General features: G+C 62.1%; 21 protein-coding genes. 13 read left to right on the plus strand and 8 right to left on the minus strand.

Translation table 11 applies throughout. The features are described from left to right. Positions 1-5: 5 nt before the first annotated feature. From J3P95_RS19535 to dinG, 3 genes are all read right to left on the minus strand, one after another. Positions 6-1133, minus strand: a complete 1128-nt coding sequence (locus J3P95_RS19535) for an OmpA family protein (RefSeq protein WP_434580018.1) — start codon at positions 1131-1133, stop codon at positions 6-8. Between the two features lie 118 nt (positions 1134-1251). Continuing rightward, a complete protein-coding gene (locus tag J3P95_RS19540) occupies positions 1252-2397 on the minus strand; it encodes a serine hydrolase domain-containing protein (protein ID WP_434580016.1) in 1146 nt (381 codons plus the stop codon). A 95-nt stretch (positions 2398-2492) separates the two neighbouring features. Continuing rightward, positions 2493-4637, minus strand: coding sequence for an ATP-dependent DNA helicase DinG (gene dinG / locus J3P95_RS19545; RefSeq protein WP_434558368.1), 2145 nt, complete (start codon positions 4635-4637; stop codon positions 2493-2495). Positions 4638-4736: 99 nt separating this feature from the next. Between dinG and J3P95_RS19550 the strand changes: the two genes are divergently transcribed. Further along, positions 4737-5201, plus strand: a complete 465-nt coding sequence (locus J3P95_RS19550) for a CopD family protein (RefSeq protein WP_434580015.1) — start codon at positions 4737-4739, stop codon at positions 5199-5201. A gap of 54 nt (positions 5202-5255) precedes the next feature. On the opposite strand, the gene J3P95_RS19555 is transcribed toward J3P95_RS19550, so the two are convergent. From J3P95_RS19555 to J3P95_RS19570, 4 genes are all read right to left on the minus strand, one after another. Next, positions 5256-6014 (minus strand): collagen-like protein, encoded by a 759-nt coding sequence (locus J3P95_RS19555; protein WP_434558370.1) that lies wholly within the window; start codon positions 6012-6014, stop codon positions 5256-5258. After that, positions 6007-6279 (minus strand): DUF1145 domain-containing protein, encoded by a 273-nt coding sequence (locus J3P95_RS19560; protein WP_434580013.1) that lies wholly within the window; start codon positions 6277-6279, stop codon positions 6007-6009. The genes J3P95_RS19555 and J3P95_RS19560 overlap by 8 nt, the downstream gene beginning before the upstream one ends. 144 nt (positions 6280-6423) lie before the next feature. Next, positions 6424-7149 (minus strand): OmpA family protein, encoded by a 726-nt coding sequence (locus J3P95_RS19565; protein ID WP_434580012.1) that lies wholly within the window; start codon positions 7147-7149, stop codon positions 6424-6426. 90 nt (positions 7150-7239) lie between these two features. Next, entirely contained in the window at positions 7240-7935 is a 696-nt protein-coding gene (locus J3P95_RS19570) for an OmpA family protein (RefSeq protein WP_434580011.1), read from the minus strand. A gap of 191 nt (positions 7936-8126) precedes the next feature. Here J3P95_RS19570 and J3P95_RS19575 point away from each other — a divergent pair, with 191 nt between their 5' ends. From J3P95_RS19575 to J3P95_RS19590, 4 genes are all read left to right on the plus strand, one after another. After that, positions 8127-8624 (plus strand): DUF6231 family protein, encoded by a 498-nt coding sequence (locus tag J3P95_RS19575; protein ID WP_434580009.1) that lies wholly within the window; start codon positions 8127-8129, stop codon positions 8622-8624. A gap of 14 nt (positions 8625-8638) precedes the next feature. After that, a complete protein-coding gene (locus J3P95_RS19580; protein ID WP_434558374.1) occupies positions 8639-9115 on the plus strand; it encodes a YchJ family protein in 477 nt (158 codons plus the stop codon). Positions 9116-9183: 68 nt separating this feature from the next. Continuing rightward, the gene (locus J3P95_RS19585) at positions 9184-9669 is read left to right on the plus strand and encodes an LEA type 2 family protein (RefSeq protein WP_434580007.1); all 486 of its coding nucleotides are present in this window, start codon (positions 9184-9186) and stop codon (positions 9667-9669) included. A gap of 6 nt (positions 9670-9675) precedes the next feature. Continuing rightward, a complete protein-coding gene (locus tag J3P95_RS19590; RefSeq protein WP_186615305.1) occupies positions 9676-9879 on the plus strand; it encodes an SEC-C metal-binding domain-containing protein in 204 nt (67 codons plus the stop codon). 87 nt (positions 9880-9966) lie between these two features. Here J3P95_RS19590 and J3P95_RS19595 read toward each other — a convergent pair whose 3' ends face one another. After that, positions 9967-10524, minus strand: a complete 558-nt coding sequence (locus tag J3P95_RS19595; RefSeq protein ID WP_434581166.1) for a cysteine hydrolase family protein — start codon at positions 10522-10524, stop codon at positions 9967-9969. Between the two features lie 211 nt (positions 10525-10735). Here J3P95_RS19595 and J3P95_RS19600 point away from each other — a divergent pair, with 211 nt between their 5' ends. The 8 genes from J3P95_RS19600 (at position 10736) to J3P95_RS19635 (ending at position 20476) form a co-directional block, all read left to right on the plus strand. Further along, on the plus strand, positions 10736-13186 hold the full coding sequence (locus J3P95_RS19600; protein WP_434580005.1) for a penicillin acylase family protein: 2451 nt from the start codon (positions 10736-10738) through the stop codon (positions 13184-13186). A 138-nt stretch (positions 13187-13324) separates the two neighbouring features. Further along, on the plus strand, positions 13325-14356 hold the full coding sequence (locus tag J3P95_RS19605; protein WP_434580004.1) for a ligase-associated DNA damage response exonuclease: 1032 nt from the start codon (positions 13325-13327) through the stop codon (positions 14354-14356). Continuing rightward, positions 14353-16041 (plus strand): ATP-dependent DNA ligase, encoded by a 1689-nt coding sequence (locus tag J3P95_RS19610; protein ID WP_434580003.1) that lies wholly within the window; start codon positions 14353-14355, stop codon positions 16039-16041. Before J3P95_RS19605 ends, J3P95_RS19610 begins: the two co-directional genes overlap by 4 nt. Before the next feature lie 234 nt (positions 16042-16275). Next, positions 16276-17058, plus strand: coding sequence for a transporter substrate-binding domain-containing protein (locus tag J3P95_RS19615; RefSeq protein ID WP_434580001.1), 783 nt, complete (start codon positions 16276-16278; stop codon positions 17056-17058). 57 nt (positions 17059-17115) lie between these two features. Then, complete coding sequence (locus tag J3P95_RS19620) at positions 17116-17844, plus strand: ABC transporter permease (protein WP_434579999.1); 729 nt, start codon at positions 17116-17118, stop codon at positions 17842-17844. Further along, positions 17841-18551, plus strand: coding sequence for an ABC transporter permease (locus J3P95_RS19625; RefSeq protein ID WP_434558381.1), 711 nt, complete (start codon positions 17841-17843; stop codon positions 18549-18551). Before J3P95_RS19620 ends, J3P95_RS19625 begins: the two co-directional genes overlap by 4 nt. 28 nt (positions 18552-18579) lie before the next feature. Further along, positions 18580-19698: a succinylglutamate desuccinylase/aspartoacylase family protein gene (locus J3P95_RS19630; protein WP_434558382.1), complete on the plus strand. Its 1119-nt coding sequence runs from the start codon at positions 18580-18582 to the stop codon at positions 19696-19698. Positions 19699-19711: 13 nt separating this feature from the next. Continuing rightward, a complete protein-coding gene (locus tag J3P95_RS19635) occupies positions 19712-20476 on the plus strand; it encodes an ABC transporter ATP-binding protein (protein WP_434558383.1) in 765 nt (254 codons plus the stop codon). Positions 20477-20517: the final 41 nt, after the last annotated feature.

Genomic DNA, 20517 nt, shown 5'->3' on the forward strand with positions numbered 1-20517 from the left:
GCCCATCACTGTTTTTTGGACGTATCGGCGGCAGCGACTTTTTTCCCATCGGCAGCGGCCTTGGCCGGTTCCGGTTTCTTCGCTGGCGTGGTTTTCTTGGCCGGGGTCTTCTTCGCAGGGGCCTTGGCGGGAGCCTTCTTGGCCGCGGCTTTCTTGGCTGCCGGGGCTGCGGCTTTTTTCGTCGCAGGAGCCGGGGCCGGGGCCGCAGGCTTGACGTCCTGGGCTGCCACCAGAGTCACCGGTGCAGGGGCCGGCATGTTGTATTTGCTCAACAGCGCAACCATCGTGTTTGCCGGCGTGACCAGCAACTCCACACGACGGTTCAAGGCCCGGCCTTCTACGCTATCGTTGGCTGCACGGGGAGCAACCGAGCCCATGCCGCGCAGCATCAGGCGATCACGCTGCAAGCCACTGAGCCGGAAGATCGCCGCCACGGATTGGGCACGCTCCTGGCTGAGCTTCTGATTGGCCGGTGCCGCGCCCGACGTATCGGCATGGCCGAGGATCAGCACGGCGGTTTTCGGATCGGTTTCGAGAATCTTGGCGACGCGGGTAAACGGGCCAAGTGTCACCGGCAGCAGCATGGCCGGCCGATCCGGGTTGAACGAGCCGTCGACGGGGGCGGTGACGACCAGCACGTTATCGCGGCGCTCCAGTTCAAGCTTGCTGTCCTGGATGGCGGTACGCAGCTTCGGCTCATAGTCGTCGAGCCAGGCCTGGGTGACTTTCGGGTCGGGCATCGGCACCGCCTTGGCGGTCTCCTGGTCCTTGCCACCGAATGGCCACCACCATTTGCCGTTACTTTCGGCATCGGCCTTGGCAACGGTCGCCGGCGCCTTGGCTTCAGGTTTGGCTTCAGGCTTCACCGGATCTTTTTGCGCGACGTTATCAGCGGCGTCGTCGGAGGAGAATGGCCACCACCAATGCGTGCCACCGGCACTTTCGGCCTTGGCTTGCGGTGCTGCTGCGGCAGGCTTCAAGGGTGCCGCTGGAGCCGGTTCTTTAGCTGCAACCTTGTCGGACGAACCGAACGGCCACCAACCGCTGCCGCCTTCGGCATCATTTTGTGGGTTTTGTGCGCAACCGGTGATAGCGAAGCACAGCGCCAGAGCGAGGGTTTTATTCGATGACATTGGATATCCACAAAATGATCAAAATGAAAAAACAAAGGCCATGTTCCGGCCGCATAAACAGACGCTTTGAAACTGAAAAGGACATGAGGTTCCTGTCCCTGCTACCTGCAAGGGCGTTTTATAGACAAGTGGCAAGCACCCTCGCAAGCTTCTGCGCACGCGGGTCCATCAAGACGTAGGGCCCAAGTGTGTTGGTCACGAAACCAAACGCGACGTCATGCTCCGGATCGGCAAAACCGATGGAGCCCCCTGCCCCTGGATGACCAAACGCCCGTGGCCCGAGGCCGTAGGTCGCGTTAGGCACTTCCGGCTGGTCAAGCATGCAACCCAGGCCGAAACGGGTCTGGGTCAGCAGCGTCTTGTCTTCGCCGAAGCTGTGCTGGCGCGTCAGCTCGTCGAGCATCTCGCCCTCCAGCAGGCTGCCATCGAGCAGGCCGGCGTAGAACCCGGCGAGGCTGCGCGCGTTGCCGTGGCCGTTGGCGGCCGGCTGCTGCATGCGTCGCCACTCGGGTTTGTTGGTGCTGGTCATGATCGACGGCGGATTGGTGAACGCCCGAGTGGTCATGGCCGTCGGTTCGCGCATCGTCACCTGCAGCAGGCGCTGGGCCGCGGCATCGCCGACATTGCCTTTGCCCCTGGCGATATGCGCCACGCGATAAAATTCGTCGTCGGCCAAGCCGACATGGAAGTCCAGGCCCAGCGGTTTTGCGACCCGGGCGACGATGGACTCACCCGGCCCTCGACCGTCGGCCCTTCGCAGCAATTCGCCGACCAACCAGCCGTAGGTGATCGCGGCATAACCGTGCCCCTCGCCGGGCGTCCACCAAGGCGCTTCAGCCGCCAAGGCGTCGACCATGGCTTGCCAGTCGTAAAGTGCTTCAGGAGCCATCAACTCTCTAAGCGCTGGTAACCCGGCCTGATGGCAGAGCAACTGTCGCAGGGTGATGGATTCCTTGCCGGCGGCCGCAAATTCAGGCCAATAGCGAGCGACCGGGGCGTCCAGCTGCAGCTTGCCCTCCGCCACCAGTTGCAGGGCCGTCACGGCAGCGAAGGTCTTGGTGCAGGAAAACAGGTTGGCGATGGTGTCGCTGTGCCAGGCTTCACTGCCATCTTTATCAGCCGTGCCAGCCCAGATATCGATGACCGTGCGGCCGCCCACTTGAATGCACAACGCCGCGCCGCGCTCCTGGGCATCATCGAACAACGACGCGAACGCTTCACGCACCGCCTCGAACTGAAGCTCGTAATGACCTTGAATTTGCACCCGCAACTCCCTTGAAACAAAACACTTTTTCAGGTGGCTGGCATTGTTTCAGCCATTGAGGGTTTTGGGAACCGCCGTGAGACGGTTGGTTGTGGCTAGGAAATCTCCCGCCGAAACGGCGGCAGCGCATTGAGGATGGCTTTACCGTAGCGCTGGGTCACCAATCTGCGGTCGAGCAGCGTGATGGTGCCGCGGTCTTCCTCGGTACGCAGCAAGCGACCGCAGGCCTGGACGAGTTTCAGCGACGCGTCCGGCACGGAAATCTCCATGAACGGATTGCCGCCCCTCGCTTCGATCCATTCGGCCAGTGCCGCTTCCACCGGATCGTCCGGGACCGAGAACGGGATCTTGGCGATCACCACGTGCTCGCAGTAGGCACCCGGCAAGTCGACGCCTTCGGCAAAACTGGCCAGGCCGAACAGCACGCTGGAATCCCCGCCATCGACCCGCGCCTTGTGCTTGTTCAAGGTTTCCTGCTTCGACAGGTTGCCCTGGATGAACACTTGCTTGCGCCAGTCACGGTCAAGCCCATCGAACACGTCCTGCATCTGTTTGCGCGAGGAAAACAGCACCAACGTGCCTCTCGAACCCTCCACCAGCTCCGGCAGGTCGCGGATGATCGCGGCGGTGTGGGCGGGGGCGTCCCGTGGATCGGCCTTGAGGTCCGGCACCCGCAGCACACCAGCGTCGGCATGATGGAAGGGGCTCGGGACCACGGCGGTCACGGCTTTTTTCGGCAGGCCGGCGCGCATGCGGAAACGGTCGAACGTGCCCAGGGCGGTGAGCGTGGCGGAGGTCACCAGCGCACCGTAGGCAACATTCCACAGGTTGCGTCGCAGCATGTCCGCCGCCAGGATCGGGCTGGCATTGACCTCGATGTCGAACAGCGAACCGCTTTCTGCCAGGGTCAGCCAACGCGCCATCGGCGGGTTGTCTTCCGGATCTTCGACGGTAAAGGCCGTCCACAGCTCCCAGTTGCCCTGCGAGCGAGACAGCAGGCTGCCGAACAAGGGATACCATTCCTCGGCCTGGTTGCTGGCAATGCCAATATTGACCTCGCCATCCATGCCTTCCTTGAGCAGATCGGTCAGGCGCGTAAACAGGTCGGTCAGGCGCGCAAAGCCTTTCTTCAGCTCGATGCCCATTTCACGCATGTACTCGGGAATGACCCCGCCGACAAAACGATGCCGCGGTCGCTCGCGGCCCTCGACATCTTCGCCGGGCTTGAAGTCGGCCACCTGCTCGCACGCGGTGAACATGAATTGCTGGTTCGTCTTGATCTCGCGCGCAAGCTCGGGCACCTGCTCGATGAACTTGCCCAAGTCACCCGGCAGCGGATGCTGGGCCAACAGTTTCGTGAGGTTCTTGGCGGTGGTTTCCAGCCAGTCGGCAGTGGAACGCAGGCGCGTGTAATGGGCGAAATGGCCGATGGCCTTGTCCGGCAGATGATGGCCTTCGTCGAACACGTAGATCGTGTCACGCGGGTCTGGCAGCACCGCGCCACCGCCCAGGGCCAGGTCGGCCAGGACCATGTCGTGGTTGGTAACGATCACGTCGACCTTGCCCATGCCTTCGCGGGCCTTGTAGAAGGCGCACTGGCCGAAGTTCGGGCAATGACGGTTGGTGCACTGGCTGTGATCGGTGGTCAGGCGGGACCAGTCGGCGTCTTCCAGGGCCGTGGACCAGCTGTCCCGGTCGCCGTCCCACTTATTGCCGGCCAGTTTCTCGATCATGCTGGTGAACAGCTTCTGGCTGGCTTCATCGACCTCGATCTTGAAGCCTTCCTCTTCGAACAACTGCGCGGTGGCGGTCTGCGCGTGCCCCTCCTGGAGCAGCATGTCGAGCTTGGACAGGCACATGTAGCGCCCACGGCCCTTGGCCAGGGCGAACGTGAAGTTCAGCCCGCTGTTGCGCATCAGGTCGGGCAGGTCCTTGTAGACGATCTGCTCTTGCAGAGCGATGGTGGCCGTGGCGATCACCAGGCGCTTGCCGGCGGCCTTGGCAGTGGGAATGGCCGCCAGGCTATAAGCCACGGTCTTGCCGGTACCGGTGCCGGCCTCCACCGCCACCACCGCAGGCTCGCCACTGCGCCGGCCTTCGTCGTCGGTGTCGATGTCACCGAGGACCTTTGCCACTTCGGCAATCATCAGGCGTTGGCCATATCGCGGCTTGAGGCTCTTGGCTTCGAGAAAACGCGAGTAGGCGCCCTGGATCGTGGTTTTGAGTTCGGTGCTGATCATGAATGGTCGGGCGCAATAAACGCTGGATAAATTTTCAGTGGTTCGGATCGGCGGCTATCATACCCCGCTAATCAATCCTGCGCAGAACGGAGTGACCCAATGACACCCTTTGCCCTCGTCTACACCCTGCATTTACTGGCGGCCCTGGTCTGGGTCGGCGGCATGTTTTTCGCCTGGATGATCCTTCGTCCCGCCGCAATGACGGCCCTTGAAGGCCCTGCACGGCTCACGTTGTGGGTAGAAGTGTTTCAGCTTTTTTTTGTCTGGGTGTGGGTCGCCGTGGCGATTCTGCCGATCAGTGGCGTCGGCCTGATCCATCTACGCTTCGCCGGCTTCGAAACCGCGCCGCGTTATGTGCAGGTAATGATGGGGCTGTACGTGGTGATGACGGCGCTGTTCATCCGCATCCAGGCCTTGCAACTGCCGTCGTTGCGTAGCGCGGTAGCCGCGCAGGACTGGCCGACGGGCGCGGCGGTGCTGGGCAAGATCCGTCGGTTGGTGGGCATCAACCTGTTGATCGGGCTGCTGGTGGTGGCGCTTGGCGCGGCAAGACCGATGTTCTGAAAGAGCGTCATCGACAAGTGGGGGGCGCACGCGCTCCCACCCGTCTGACGTTCCTCAGAACCGCTGCACCGTCACCGCCCCTGGCGCGCCGGCTGGCCCCGGCTGGCCATCGGTGCCAGGGCGACCCCTCTTGCCGCCGTCGGCGGTATAGACCAGGCACCCCTTGGCCTTGCCTCCCGCGCCGGGCTTGCCACCCGCCCCAGGTGCGCCTCCGGCGCCGCCATCCACCGCGACCTTGATGCGTTCGTCGGGGTATTCTCGGGGTAGTTCCAGGCGCACCAGCGCACCGGCCGCACCGGCCTGGCCATCGCCGCCATTGCTGCCGTCGGCGCCGCGACCGGCCGAACCCCAGGTGCAACCCGGCGCCTGCCCGTTGGCACCGTCGAGCCCCACGTAACCGGGCGCACCGGTTCCGCCACGGGCGTCCACCGACAGCAGCGTCGCGTTCAACGCATTGAAGCGCACATTGAGATTGCGCCCCGGGCGTGCCGCCTTCGTATAAGTCCCTGGCGCGCCGCGCGCAGTGATCTGGCTGCCTTCGGCCATTTCAGCCTGGGTGACTTTCATCTCCAGCACCTGTTGCGCTGGCACGATTGCGATCCGCGCTTCGCGCCCCAAGTGCAACTGACCGATGGACAGTTCGGTAACGTTGGATGGCACCAGCAGCGTGCCGTAATCGGCAACGTCCAAGCGCTCCAGGGCCAGCGCGCTGGTCGTGTTGGGCAGACGCATCAGCGAATGACTTTCGACCTGGACCACTTGGGCACAAGCCCATGGGCACACAAATGCTGCGAGCAGACACAATTTACGCATGGGAAGCCTCTGGTGCGGTCGGAAGGGTTTGCACGTGAAAGATGCCGAACAGCAGCACTCGGAGGCGGTCACGGCCAGGCGCGGGACGTCCGCGAAACTGCGCCCTGAACAGCAAGAGTTCGAGCAAATGGACCGCCAGCAACAGCCCCCCGGCGAAATTGACCAACAGATGCAGCGGATGGACGAACGGCATCAACAGATTGACCAGCACCACCAGCCAGAACAGCAGGGTCAGCAAGCGCCCCAGCCCCCAAAACACCTTCATACGCCCCCCATTCGGGAATTATTCTTTGCACGCACAGTAACGGCATGCGCGGCGGATAAGCCAGAGGGCCCGGCAAATTTAATCTGATCCCAGACCGGGGCCAGCGGTTCGCCTTCCGACGACCCGACAGCCCTGGCCCGGCGCTCAACGCTGGATATGCAATTCAACCCGACGGTTCTGCGCACGCCCCTCGTCGGTCTCGTTGTCGGCCACCGGCTCGCTTTCGCCCTTGCCTTCGCTGGTGAGTTTGTCCGGTGCCAGTCCCTGGGTCAGCAGGTACTCCACGACACTGCCGGCCCGGCGCTCGGACAGTCCCTCGTTATAGGTATCGGTGCCAACACTGTCGGTGTGGCCCACCACACGAATGCTGGCGACGTTGGCATGGCTCAACTTCGCCACCAGCCCATCGAGTTGGCCTCGTGCCGCGGCGGTGAGATCGGATTGATCAAAATCGAACAACACCTTGCCAGCGTCATTAAGGGTGATGACTTCGCTGGTCGGCGTCTCGGGTTCGTCTTGCGGAACGCTGGCGGGGTATTGCGGCAGCGGGCAGCCGTGGTGTTCGACTGGGGTATCGGCGGGCGTATCGGGACAACGGTCGCGACGATCGAACACACCGTCGTCGTCTTCGTCACCATCCTGGGCGTAGCAGATCAAGCCGCCACCGATCAGGCCCAAAGCGGCTCCACCGGCGGCCCAGCCGCTGCTTTTGATGGCACCCAGCCCACCGCCGACGAGTCCGCCGAGCAGGCTGCAGATTGGCCAGGTACGTTGATTGAGTGGTGCGCTGCCGTCGCTGTGGGTGGCGCAGCCGGACAACAGGCTGCTCGCCAGCAGCACCGGTAAGGCGACTTTGATTAGAACGTTCATGGTGAAAGCTCCTGTGTCACCGGCCCATACCGGTCACACAGGAGTAAAGACCCGCATCCGCGACTGTACAAGCCGCGGACGACAAGGGCTTCAGCGGTTTATCTTGATTTCGGTGCGACGGTTCATGGCGCGACCATCGGCCGTGTTGTTGTCGGCCACCGGCTGGCTTTCCCCAGCGCCGGATACCGTGACGAAACTGGCGCGAGGCACGCCGCTTTCGACCAGGTATTGCACGACCGAGTTGGCCCGTTTTTCCGACAGTTTCTGATTGTAGGCATCACTGCCGACGCTGTCGGTATGGCCCGTCACCCGCAGCTGCGCGGTGGACGTTTCCTGCTTGAGGCGGGTTGCGATGGTGCTCAGCACCTCCTTGTCGGTCGGCGTCAACGTGGCTTTGTTGAACTCGAAATGCACATCACGCACGACGATGGTTTCTTCCGTCACCACGACCGGTTCCTCGACCACGGGGGCCGGGGCGGGTGGTGGGCAGCCGTCGGCATCGACCTGCACGCCCTTCGGTGTGCCTGGGCACTTGTCACGGCTGTCCGGCACACCATCGCCATCCTCGTCGCCGTCGCCCTTGACCCAGCAATAAGCTGCCGCCATGCCGCCAACGTACAGCGCGCCGCCGCCAGCCCAGGATGTACTTTCTATTGCGCCTAATCCGGCGCCAATCGCTCCGCCAACGGCCGCACAAGTCGGCCAGTCGGTTTTCTGCAAACCTGCGCAACCAGTCAACACACTGGTTAGCAGAACCAGGGGTAACGCTGTCCGAACTATGCTCATCGGGTTTCTCCTTGAAGGATCGGCTTGTCGCCGATTCAGGGGAGTAAAGACCCGACTTCGGATCTGCGCCAGCCTGAGCAATCGCGGGTTTTCGCCCCGTGTTTGCGACGTTTGCGCACATTCAGGGACAAACCGCTCTAGGCCATGCTGTGCGGGCAGGCTATCGTGGCGGTTCTGACTGAGGAACTTCGATGACCGTTGCCATTTCTTCGCGTACGCCCCAGCAAGCCCTGGCTGCCGTACTCGACCGTTACGCCCCGCAAAGGCTCTTGCTGATCGGCGCCAGCAGTTTTCCTGCGCTCGAGGCGTTCCAACAAGCGCACCCCGATACCGAGGTCGTCCACGCCAGCCCAGGCGTGCTGCCGGCGGAGGTGGCGGCGCGACGTTTTGACCTGGCCCTGGCGCTCGATTGCCTGGAGCATTTGCCCAAGCGCGATGGTCTTAACCTGTTGGGTGGCATCCGCAATCTCAACGCCAGCCGGATCGCCGTGCTGGCGGACCTCGACGCCTGCGGATGGCAAGAGACAGACTTTTTCTCGCTGGCGCTGCAGGCCAGCGAGCGGTTCCAGCGCGAAGATCAGGTGCTGACCCTGTTTACCTACGATCTGCTTGAATACAAACAAGTCCCCGACTGGCTCAACTCACGTTTCTGGGCCAACCCGGAAAACTTTGGAAAATATTGGTGGTAGCGGTGAACACACCCATGCACACACCCATTTGCCCCTGCGGCAGCGGCAATCCGTTGGACGCCTGCTGCGGCCATTATCACGACGGCCACCCGGCGCCCTGCGCCGAAGCCTTGATGCGCTCGCGCTATAGCGCCTACGTGTTGGGCCTGGTGGATTATCTGGTCAGCACAACCCTGCCCGCGCAGCAGGACGGTCTCGACCGTCATTCCATCGCCGAATGGAGCGCCGGCAGCACCTGGCTGGGGCTGGACGTCGAAAGCAGCGAAGTGTTCGGCGGCCAGCCGGAACACGCGTTTGTCACATTCACGGCGCGCTGGCATGACGGCCAAGGCGAACACAGCCACCGGGAACGTTCTTCGTTCGTGCAGAACGGCGGTCGCTGGTATTTCATCGACCCGACCGTGCCGGTCAAGACCGGCCGCAACGACAGTTGCCCGTGTGGCAGCGGACATAAATTCAAGAAGTGCTGCGCCGCTTACTTCACCCGTTAGTTTCGCAAGCGTCCGACGCTCGCCCGCCGGTCAGAAGCCTAGACTGGGTATAAACCAGAGGCACGGACATGACACAGCCATCACAGTTTTTACGCATCACTTGCCTGCTGCTGTTCATCGGGCTTGGCGGTTGCGCGTCCTGGAGAGGTGACGAAACGCCCGAGCCGCAGGTGCATCTGGTCAAGGTCGAGGTGGTGCGGGCCCGGTTGCTGGAGCAGAAGTTCATGTTGCACTTTCGGGTCGACAACCCCGGCGAGGGTGATCTCACCGTACGCGGCCTGACCTACCGGATCCACTTGGGCGACCTGCTGCTGACCGAAGGCGAGCATGAACACTGGTTCACCGTCCGTCCCCGACGCAGCGCTTACTTCAAGGTGCCGATCCGCACCAACCTGTGGCCGCAGGTCCGGGAAGTGGTGAAAATGCTCGAGAAACCCCGGCAGCAGATCCCCTATCGTCTGGAAGGTGAGCTGGAAACCGGTTTATTCATCGCTGACTACGTGCACCTGGAACGCAATGGCGTGATAATCGCCGCCGATTTAATTGCGGAGTGACCCCCGATGACCCAACAACCCCATGTCCATGGCCCTGATTGCGACCACGATCATGACCATCACCACGATCATGATCACGGCCATGTCCACGGCCCCAATTGCGGCCACGCTCATCAGGAGCCCGTGCGCAATGCCCTGAAAGACGTCGGTCGCAACGACCCTTGCCCTTGCGGCAACGGCAAGAAGTTCAAGAAGTGCCACGGGGCTTGATGGCCCAGGCGATAAGCTTTTTCGTCGGCTAGACGTCATTGCGAGCTTGCTCGCGATGACGCCGCCGCAGCCGATCTCCATTTTTTATCAGCCCGCCTGCAGAATCCGCTCCACATTCACCACCGTTGCATACTCCCCGTTCAGGTTCCCCAAGGACATGGCGTGCACCTCGGCCGCTAAACGGGCATTGCCGAAGTAATCGGCCTTGTCGAAGGTGTAACAGGCGTCCTCGGCCACCCAGGTATCGAACCCCAGATTGCCGGCCGTACGAGCGGTGGACTCCACCGAATTGTTCGTGGCCACACCGACGATCACCAGTTGCGAGATCCCGACGCCCCGCAGCTGCGCTTCCAGGTCCGTGCCGCAGAAGGCGTCCGGCACCTGCTTTTGAACCAGACTTTCCCCGGCCACCGGCGCGAAGCGCTGCTGGACGTCCACGCCTGACTGACCGGGCCAGAAGACTGACTCGGGAGAGCGGGACAAATGATGGACGTGGAAGACCGGCCGCGCCGAACCTCGCCAGTGAGCAAGCAACGCCAGCATGCGCAGCTCCGCCTGGGGATTGTTACGACGGCCGAGCCTGGGTTCGAGGATGCCTTTTTGTTGGTCGATGAGGATCAGTGCTGCGTTTTCCTGTAGTTCCATGCCGGTCTTCTCATGCTCGGTCATTGATTTTCCACACTTGAGCATCACCGTTTCCTACAAGCAAGCCCTCCATCGGCCTGTGTCGAAAGCGCCTGCCCCGGGCTTTCATCGCCAAATCAACAAATAACCCCAGCCCCCGCTTGCGCGCCCTCCTCCCGCTCACTAACGTAGCGCCTTTATTGGTGCTACCCCCTCCCGCAGGAGCTTTGCCATGGCCTCGCCAGCCTCTATTTCGTTCTTTCCCAAGCTCGGCGTTGCCGCAGCAGTGGCCAGCGTGCTCGGTCTGAGCGGTTGCCAGGCCTGGAATACCCAGGACACGGTCCCACCCGCCACCGGTGTACAACCGCTCAAGGGGCTGGCGCAAAATGTCTCGATCCGGCGCAACGCCATGGGCATGCCGCTGATTGAAAGCAACAGTTTTCATGACGCCCTGTTTGCCCTCGGCTATGTCCATGCCAGCGACCGGATCACGCAAATGACGACCCTGCGCCTGCTTGCCCAGGGCCGATTGGCGGAGATGTCCGGCGCCGAGCGGCTGGATGTCGATCGCTATATGCGCGCGGTGAACCTGAAGAAAAGCGCCGACGAGCTGTACAAGGCATCTTCACCACGCCTCAAGCGTTTCTTCGAAGTGTATGCGCGCGGCGTCAATGCCTACCTGTTCCGCTATCGCGACAAACTGCCTTCGGACCTCGCCGCCACCGGCTACAAACCCGAATACTGGAAACCGGAAGACTCGGCACTGATCTTCTGTCTGTTGAACTTCAGCCAGTCGGCCAACCTGCCGGAAGAGGTCGAGGCACTGGTGCTTGCCCAGACCGTTACCCACGACAAATTGGCTTGGCTGAGCCCGTCCTACCCGGATGAGCCACTGCCCTTGGCGGAAGCCGAAAAGCTTCAGGGCGTGCGGCTCAATGGCCAGGTTCCCGGCCTGGATGAAATCAGCAAGGCGGGCACTCAACTGGCCGACCTGAACCTGCTGGGCGCAGCCTCCTCGAATAACTGGGCCATCGCCCCGCAGCGCAGCCGCAACGGCAAGAGCCTGCTGGCAAGCGACAGCCAGGGACCGCTGGGCGTACCGTCGCTCTGGAGCCCGGTGCAGATCCGCGCGCCCAAATACCAGGCCGCCGGGCTGTCCGTGGCAGGCGTCCCCATGATCCTGGCGGGCTTCAACGGTAACGTGGCCTGGAGCATGACCAGCGTGCTGGGCGACAACCAGGATCTCTTCCTGGAAAAGATCCGACGCCAGGGCAATGGGTTGTCCTACGAAGTCAATGGCAAATGGCAGCCAGTGACCGTGCGCAACGAAACCTACTTCATCAAGGGACAACGGCCTATACGCGAAGCCGTGTACGAAACCCGCCACGGTCCGTTGCTCAATAGCGCCCAAGGCCTGGCCATGGCCAATGGTTTCGGACTGGCCCTGCAACTGCCGAGCTTCACTGATGACAAGACCCTAGACGCGTTCTTCGATCTGTCACGCGCCCAGAGTGTCGAGAAGGCATCCGATGCCAGCCGGGAAATCCGTGCCATGGCGGTGAACATGGTCTTCGCCGATGCCCGCAACATCGGCTGGCAAGTCACTGGCCGCTATCCGAACCGCCGCGAAGGCGAAGGCCTGCTGCCATCGCCAGGCTGGGAAGGTCGCTACGATTGGGATGGTTACGCCGATCCGATGCTGCATCCCTACGACCAGGATCCAGCCCAGGGCTGGCTCGGCACCACCAACCAGCGCGTCATTCCCCATGGCTACGGCATGCAACTGTCCAATTCCTGGGCGGCGCCGGAGCGTGGCGAGCGCATGGCCGAGCTGGCCGGCGCGGGCAAGCACGACGCCCGCAGCCTGAGCGCCATGCAATATGACCAGACCACGACGTTCGCGGCCAAGCTCAAGAAAGTCTTCGAAGCCCCGGGCATGGCCCAGCCGCTCAAACAAGCGATTGAGGCCCTGCCGGTGGCGGACCGGGCCAAGGCTCGCGAGGCTTATACCCGCTTGATGGCGTTCGACGGCCGGCTCAGTCCGGTCTCCACCGACGCAGCGATCTATGAGTTGTTCCTGCAAGAAAGCATGAAGCAGATTTTCCTCGACGAATTGGGCCCGGAAGGCAGCCCGGCCTGGAAAGCGCTGGTCGCCAACGGCCAGTTGTCCTACTCGGCCCAGGCCGATCATTTGCTGAGTCGCGAGGACAGTCCGTTCTGGGACGATGTGCGCACGCCGCAGAAGGAAGACAAGGCCGTCATCCTGGCCCGCAGCCTGGCAGCGGCCATCAGCGCCGGGGAGAACCAATTGGGCGGCGACCGCGCCACCTGGCAATGGGGCAAGCTGCACCGCCATGAGTGGAAGAACGGCAGTGGCCAGGTCGTACGCGGCCCGCTGGCAGCCGGCGGCGATGCCACCACGCTCAATACCGCCGCGTTCGCCTGGGGCCAGGACTTCAACACGACCCTGGCGCCGGCCACGCGTTTTATCGTGGACTTCAGCCAGCCCGAACCGTTGACGATCCAGAGCGCTGCCGGCCAGTCGGGCAACCCGGCCAGCCCGACTTATCTGAACGGCATCGATCAATGGATCAAAGGTCAATATCAAAGCCTACCATTGCAACCGCAGAACTTCGACCGGGCGTACGGCAAGACCCGGTTGACTCTGGTGCCCGGGAAATAGATACACCAATGTGGCGAGGGGATTTATCCCCTCGCCACATTTGTCCATCCTGTCACCTGATCCTGCCCGCCCAAACCCGATCGAACTTCTCCCGCGCCTCCCGCCTCTACCTGACAAGCCCATCGCCCCGGTAAACGCATGGATCTTGTCATTGCCCGCCCCGAAGGCCTGTATTGCCCGCCGGGAGATTTCTACATCGACCCGTGGCGTGCGGTGGAGCGCTCGGTCATCACCCACGCCCACGGCGACCATGCCCGTGGCGGCAACAAGCACTACCTGGCAGCGGCCCCCGGCGAAGGCATCCTGCGTTCGCGGCTGGGCCAAGACATCAATCTGCAAACCCTGCCCTACGACGAACGCCTGCAGCATCATGGCGTCACCCTGAGTTTTCATCCCGCCGGCCATGTACTGGGTTCAGCCCAGGTCCGGCTGGAATACCAAGGCGAGGTATGGGTGGCGTCCGGCGACTACAAAGTCGAGCCCGACGGCACTTGCGCGCCATTCGAGCCGGTGAAATGTCACACGTTCATCACCGAATCCACCTTCGGCCTGCCGATCTATCGCTGGCAGCCCCAGGCGCAAATCTTCGACGAAATCAACCAGTGGTGGCGCGGGAATATTGCCGCAGGCCGGGCCAGCGTGTTGTTCTGCTACTCCTTCGGCAAGGCGCAGCGAATTCTCCACGGCATTGATGCAAGCCTGGGACCGATCCTCGCCCACGGGGCGGTGGAACCGCTGAACCGGGTCTATCGCGAGGCCGGTGTGCACCTGCCGCCGACGATTTACGCTGGGGATGTGAAGAAGAACGATCCGATCATGGGCCAGGCACTGATCATCGCCCCGCCGTCCACCAGCGGCAGCACTTGGGTACGTCGTTTCGGCGATTACAGCGACGCCTTCGCCAGCGGCTGGATGCGCTTGCGGGGTACCCGTCGTCGCCGTGGCGTGGACCGGGGATTCGTGCTGTCAGACCACGCCGATTGGCCAGGCTTGCTCTGGGCCATCGAACAGACCGGCGCCGAACGGGTCATGGTCACCCACGGATCGGTCGGCGTGCTGGTGCGCCATCTGCGCGAGCAAGGCCTCGATGCCCAGGGCTTTACCACGGAATACGGCGACGACGAAGAAGACAGCGTGTCGGCAGTCGACACTGGCGCGGAGGCCTCATGAAAGCCTTCGCCGAACTGTATGCCGAGTTGGATGCGACCACCTCCAGCAATGCCAAGCTTGCCGCCATGCAGGATTACTTCAGCAAGGCGCCGCCCGAGGACGCCGCTTGGGCCGTGTACTTTCTCTCCGGTGGCCGGCCACGGCAGTTGGTGCCGGTAAAAATCCTCAGGGAACTGGCGGTCCAGATGTCTGGATTATCACTGTGGCTGTTCGAGGAAAGTTACCAGGCCGTGGGCGATCTTGCGGAAACCATCTCGCTGGTATTGCCCGAATCGCCCCACAGCTCCGATGAAGGCCTGGCGTCGTGGATCGAGGAAAAACTGCTGCCGTTGCGAGGCGCGCCGCCCGAGGTGCTGTCCGAACGGCTCCCGGCCCTCTGGGCACAGCTCGACCGGCCGAGCCTGATGCTCTGCATCAAACTCATCACCGGCAGTTTCCGCGTCGGTGTGTCCAAGCTGCTGGTGACTCGGGCGTTGGCCACCATGGCTGGCTTGGACAGCAAACGGGTGGCTCAGCGCTTGGTGGGCTATACCGACCTGTCCCACCGTCCGACAGCGGTCAGTTACCTCAAGCTGATCGCTGCCGAGTCCGACGATGAACATGCCCAGCGCGGCGGGCAGCCTTATCCATTCTTCCTGGCCCACGCCTTGTCGCAACCGGTGGAACAATTCGACGCCCTGCTGGGACCGGCCAGCGACTGGCAAGTGGAATGGAAATGGGATGGCATCCGCGCCCAGGTGATCAAGCGCGACGGCCACTTGTGGGTCTGGTCACGAGGAGAAGACCTGGTCACTGAGCGATTCCCCGAATTGCATTCATTGGCGCAGGCCCTGCCCGACGGCACGGTGATCGATGGAGAAATCGTCGTCTGGAAAGCGCCTCAGTCCGTCACTGAGGATGCCTTTGATCCAGAAGCACCGCTGCAACCGGCGGTGCAGCCCTTCGCGCTGTTGCAACAACGCATCGGCCGCAAGACGCTGAACAAGAAAGTGCTTGAAGACGCCCCGGTGGTGGTCATGGCCTATGACCTGCTGGAATGGCAAGGCAAGGATTGGCGCAGCCGGCCACAGGCCGAACGCCGCGAGCAGCTGGAAGCGTTGATCGGCCGCTGCCACAGCCCGGTGCTGCTGCCGTCGCCCATTGTGACGGGCGAGGATTGGCTCGACCTCGCCCGCCAGCGCGAGGCATCCCGCAGCCTCGGCGTCGAGGGCATGATGCTCAAGGCCCGCAACGCGCTGTATGGCGTCGGCCGGACCAAGGACATGGGCGTGTGGTGGAAGTGGAAAATCGACCCGTTCAGTGTCGACGCGGTGTTGATCTATGCCCAGCGCGGCCATGGCCGCCGCGCCAGCCTGTACAGCGACTACACGTTCGCCGTGTGGGACAACCCGCCCGGCAGCCGCGAGCGCACCCTGGTGCCGTTTGCCAAGGCCTATTCGGGGCTGACCGACGAGCAAATGCGCCAGGTCGACAGCATCGTGCGCAAGACCACCGTGGAAAAATTCGGCCCGGTGAGCAGCGTGACGCCGACCTTGGTGTTCGAGCTGGGTTTCGAAGGCATCGCCTTGTCCAAGCGCCACAAAAGCGGCATCGCGGTACGGTTTCCGCGGATGTTGCGCTGGCGCCAGGATAAAGCCGTCGAAGAAGCGGACACCCTGGCAACGCTGCAGGACCTGTTGAAATAGCCCTCGCTGCCTTGCCATAAGCCAACGCACAGCATGCTCCATCCCGGTGCGCTTTTTGATGTACGCTCACGCTCGCGCACCATCGCGTTCCGTCCACCGCCGCCCGTGCTTTTAAAACACTTGTTCGGCACTATGGTTCGGAAATTGCTACCTTTATGCCGTCATACCGTTCAGACCTTCACCGGTAACAACTTATGCGCCACAAGCGCTCAAATTGGTTTTAGGGACTCAATAATGAAAAAAGCACTGCTGACCCTTTCTGCACTGGCGTTGTGCATGGCTGCTGGCGTTGCCACGGCCAAGGAATACAAGGAACTGCGTTTTGGTGTCGATCCGTCCTACGCCCCGTTCGAATCCAAGTCCGCCGATGGCAGCCTGGTAGGTTTCGACATCGACTTGGGCAATGCCATCTGCGAAGAGCTGAAGGTCAAATGCAAATGGGTCGAAAGCGATTTCGACGGCATGATCCCAGGCCTCAAGGCCAATAAATTCGACGGTGTGATCTCGTCCATGACAGTGACCCCGGCCCGCGAAAAAGTCATCGACTTCTCCAGCGAGCTGTTCTCCGGCCCAACGGCCTATGTCTTCAAGAAGGGTTCGGGCCTGAGCGCAGACGTTGCCTCGCTCAAGGGCAAGACCGTCGGCTATGAGCAAGGCACCATCCAGGAAGCCTACGCCAAGGCCGTATTGGATAAGGCCGGCGTCAAGACCCAGGCCTATCAGAACCAGGATCAGGTTTACGCTGACCTGACCTCCGGCCGCCTCGACGCCGCGATCCAGGACATGCTCCAGGCCGAGCTGGGCTTCCTGAAGTCGCCAAAAGGCGAAGGCTATGAAGTCAGCCAGCCGGTCGACAGCGAACTGCTGCCATCCAAGACCGCCATCGGTATCAAGAAAGGTAACAAAGAGCTGAAGGCGCTTTTGGACAAAGGTATCAAAGCGTTACACGACGACGGCAAATACGCCGAGATCCAGAAAAAACACTTTGGCGATCTGAATCTGTACAGCGGCAAATAATGTGCAGTGCCCACCCGGCCTCGGGTGGGCACTTTTTTTCTGCCAAAGGCACCTTCCATGTTCGAACAACTCCTACAAAATCTGGGGCTCTCGGCCTTCAGCCTGCAGGGCTTTGGCCCGCTGCTGATGCAAGGCACCTGGATGACGATCAAATTGGCGGTACTGTCGCTGTTGCTGAGCGTCTTGCTCGGCCTGCTGGGCGCCAGTGCCAAGCTGTCCAGCGTCAAGCTGCTGCGTATCCCGGCCCAGCTCTACACCACGCTCATTCGCGGCGTACCGGACCTGGTGCTGATGCTGCTGATTTTCTACAGCCTGCAAACCTGGCTGACTTCTTTTACCGATTTCATGGAATGGGAATACATCGAGATCAACCCATTCGGCGCCGGGGTGATCACCCTGGGCTTCATTTATGGCGCGTACTTCACCGAGACGTTTCGCGGGGCGATCCTCGCGGTGCCTCGCGGGCAAGTGGAAGCCGCCACGGCTTATGGCCTAAAGCGTGGCCAGCGCTTTCGCTTCGTGGTGTTCCCACAGATGATGCGATTTGCCCTGCCGGGCATTGGCAACAACTGGATGGTCATGCTCAAGGCCACCGCCCTGGTGTCGATCATTGGCCTGGCTGACTTGGTCAAGGCCGCCCAGGATGCGGGCAAGAGCACCTACCAGCTGTTTTACTTCCTGGTGCTGGCGGCGCTGATCTACCTGTTGATCACCAGCGCGTCCAATTTCATCCTGCGCTGGCTCGAACGTCGCTACGCCGCCGGAGCCCGGGAGGCGGTGCGATGATCGAACTCCTGCAAGAATACTGGCGGCCGTTCCTCTACAGCGACGGCACCCACATCACCGGCCTGGCCATGACCCTGTGGCTGCTCAGCGCCTCGCTGTTGATCGGCTTCGTGGTGTCGATTCCATTGTCCATTGCCCGGGTTTCGCCCAAGGTCTACGTGCGTTGGCCGGTGCAGTTCTACACCTATCTGTTTCGTGGGACACCGCTCTACATCCAGCTGCTCATCTGCTACACCGGCATCTACAGCATCGAGGCGGTGCGCGCCCAACCCCTGCTCGACAGTTTCTTTCGCGACGCGATGAACTGCACGATCCTGGCGTTCGCCTTGAACACCTGCGCCTATACCACGGAGATTTTCGCCGGGGCAATTCGCAGCATGAACCATGGTGAAGTCGAAGCGGCCAAGGCTTACGGGTTGACCGGCTGGAAGCTCTACACCTATGTGATCATGCCTTCGGCGCTGCGTCGCTCGCTGCCGTATTACAGCAACGAAGTGATTCTGATGCTGCATTCGACGACGGTGGCTTTCACCGCTACCGTTCCAGACGTGCTGAAAGTCGCCCGGGATGCCAACTCGGCGACATTCATGACGTTCCAGTCGTTCGGGATTGCCGCGTTGATCTACCTGACCGTCACGTTTGCACTGGTCGGCCTCTTCCGCCTCGCCGAGCGTCGCTGGCTGGCTTTTCTAGGGCCGACTCACTAAAGCTTCCGCTCCCAGGACACCCACGTAAATGCGCCACCAGATTCATGACCTGTTGGCCCCGCTGCCGGGGACCGCACGCAAGATCCACAGTTTTCACTTCGGCCCGGAAAAAGCGGTCGGCAAAATCTACATCCAGGCCTCCCTGCACGCCGACGAATTGCCGGGCATGCTGGTGGCTTGGCACCTCAAGCAGCGCCTGGCCGAACTCGAAGCGTCGGGGCACCTGCAGCACGAGATCGTGCTGGTGCCGGTCGCCAATCCCATCGGCCTTGAACAAGTGCTGATGGACGTGCCCCTGGGCCGCTACGAGTTGGAAAGCGGACAGAACTTCAACCGCCGGTTCGTCGACTTGAGTGAAGAGATCGGCAACGAAATCGAAGGCCTGCTCACCGACGACCCGCAGCACAACCTATTGCTGATCCGCACCAGCCTGCGTGACGCTCTGAACCGGCAAACCGCCAGCACGCAACTGCAATCCCAGCGCCTGGTCCTGCAGCGACTGGCCTGCGACGCCGACATGGTGCTGGACCTGCATTGCGATTTCGAAGCCGTCGCGCACCTTTACACCACGCCGCAAGCCTGGCCCCAGGTCGAGCCGCTGGCCCGCTACATCGGTGCCGAGGCCAGCCTGCTGGCCACCGATTCGGGCGGACAGTCGTTCGATGAATGCTTTACGCTGCTCTGGTGGCAACTCAAGGAACGTTTCGGCGAGCAGTTCGAGATTCCCCTCGGCAGCTTTTCGGTGACCGTCGAATTGCGTGGCCAGGGCGACGTCAACCATGGCCTGGCGAGTCTCGATTGCCAGGCCCTGGTCGAATACCTGATTCACTTCGGCGCCATCGAGGGCGAGCCGATGCCGCTGCCCGAGCTGCCCTACCCGGCCACCCCATTGGCCGGTGTCGAACCGGTGACCACCCCGGTCGGCGGCCTGCTGGTCTACAGCGCCATGCCCGGCGAATATTTGGAAGCGGGACAGCTGATTGCGCAAATCATCGACCCGATCAACGACACCGTCACACCGGTTCATTGCCGTAATGCCGGGCTGCTATACGCCCGTTCGCTGCGTCGCATGGCCACTGCCGGCATGGTCATCGCCCATGTCGCCGGGACCGAAGCCTACCGCAGCGGCTACCTACTTTCGCCTTGAGGATGCCTGTTCCATGTACAAACTGACCATCGAAGGCCTACATAAAAGCTATGGCCAACACGAGGTGCTCAAAGGGGTTTCGCTCAAGGCCAGGACCGGCGACGTCATCAGCCTGATCGGCGCCAGCGGCTCGGGCAAAAGCACCTTCCTGCGCTGCATCAACTTCCTGGAACAGCCCAACGACGGCGCCATGAGCCTGGACGGCCAATCGATCCAGATGATCAAGGATCACCACGGCATGCGCGTGGCTGACCCCGACGAACTGCAACGCATCCGCACGCGCCTGGCCATGGTGTTCCAGCACTTTAACCTGTGGAGCCACATGACCGTGCTGGAAAACATCACCATGGCGCCGCGCCGGGTGCTGGGGGTCAGCAAGCAGGACGCCGAGGATCGCGCCCGCCGTTATCTCGACAAGGTCGGCCTGCCGGCACGCGTTGCCGAGCAATACCCGGCGTTCCTGTCGGGTGGCCAGCAACAGCGCGTGGCGATTGCTCGCGCCTTGGCGATGGAACCGGAGGTCATGTTGTTCGACGAGCCGACCTCGGCGCTGGACCCGGAACTGGTGGGTGAAGTCTTGAAGGTAATCCAGGGCCTGGCGGAAGAAGGCCGGACCATGATCATGGTGACCCACGAGATGAGCTTCGCCCGCAAGGTATCCAATCAGGTGCTGTTCCTGCACCAAGGCCTGGTGGAAGAAGAAGGCGCGCCGGAAGATGTGCTGGGCAATCCCAGGAGCGAACGGCTCAAGCAGTTTCTCAGCGGCAACTTGAAGTAGACAGATCCCTTCTATCGTTCCCACGCAGAGCGTGGGAACGA

The sequence above is a fragment of the Pseudomonas sp. Z5-35 genome (assembly GCF_051131945.1).
Classification (GTDB): domain Bacteria; phylum Pseudomonadota; class Gammaproteobacteria; order Pseudomonadales; family Pseudomonadaceae; genus Aquipseudomonas; species Aquipseudomonas marvdashtae.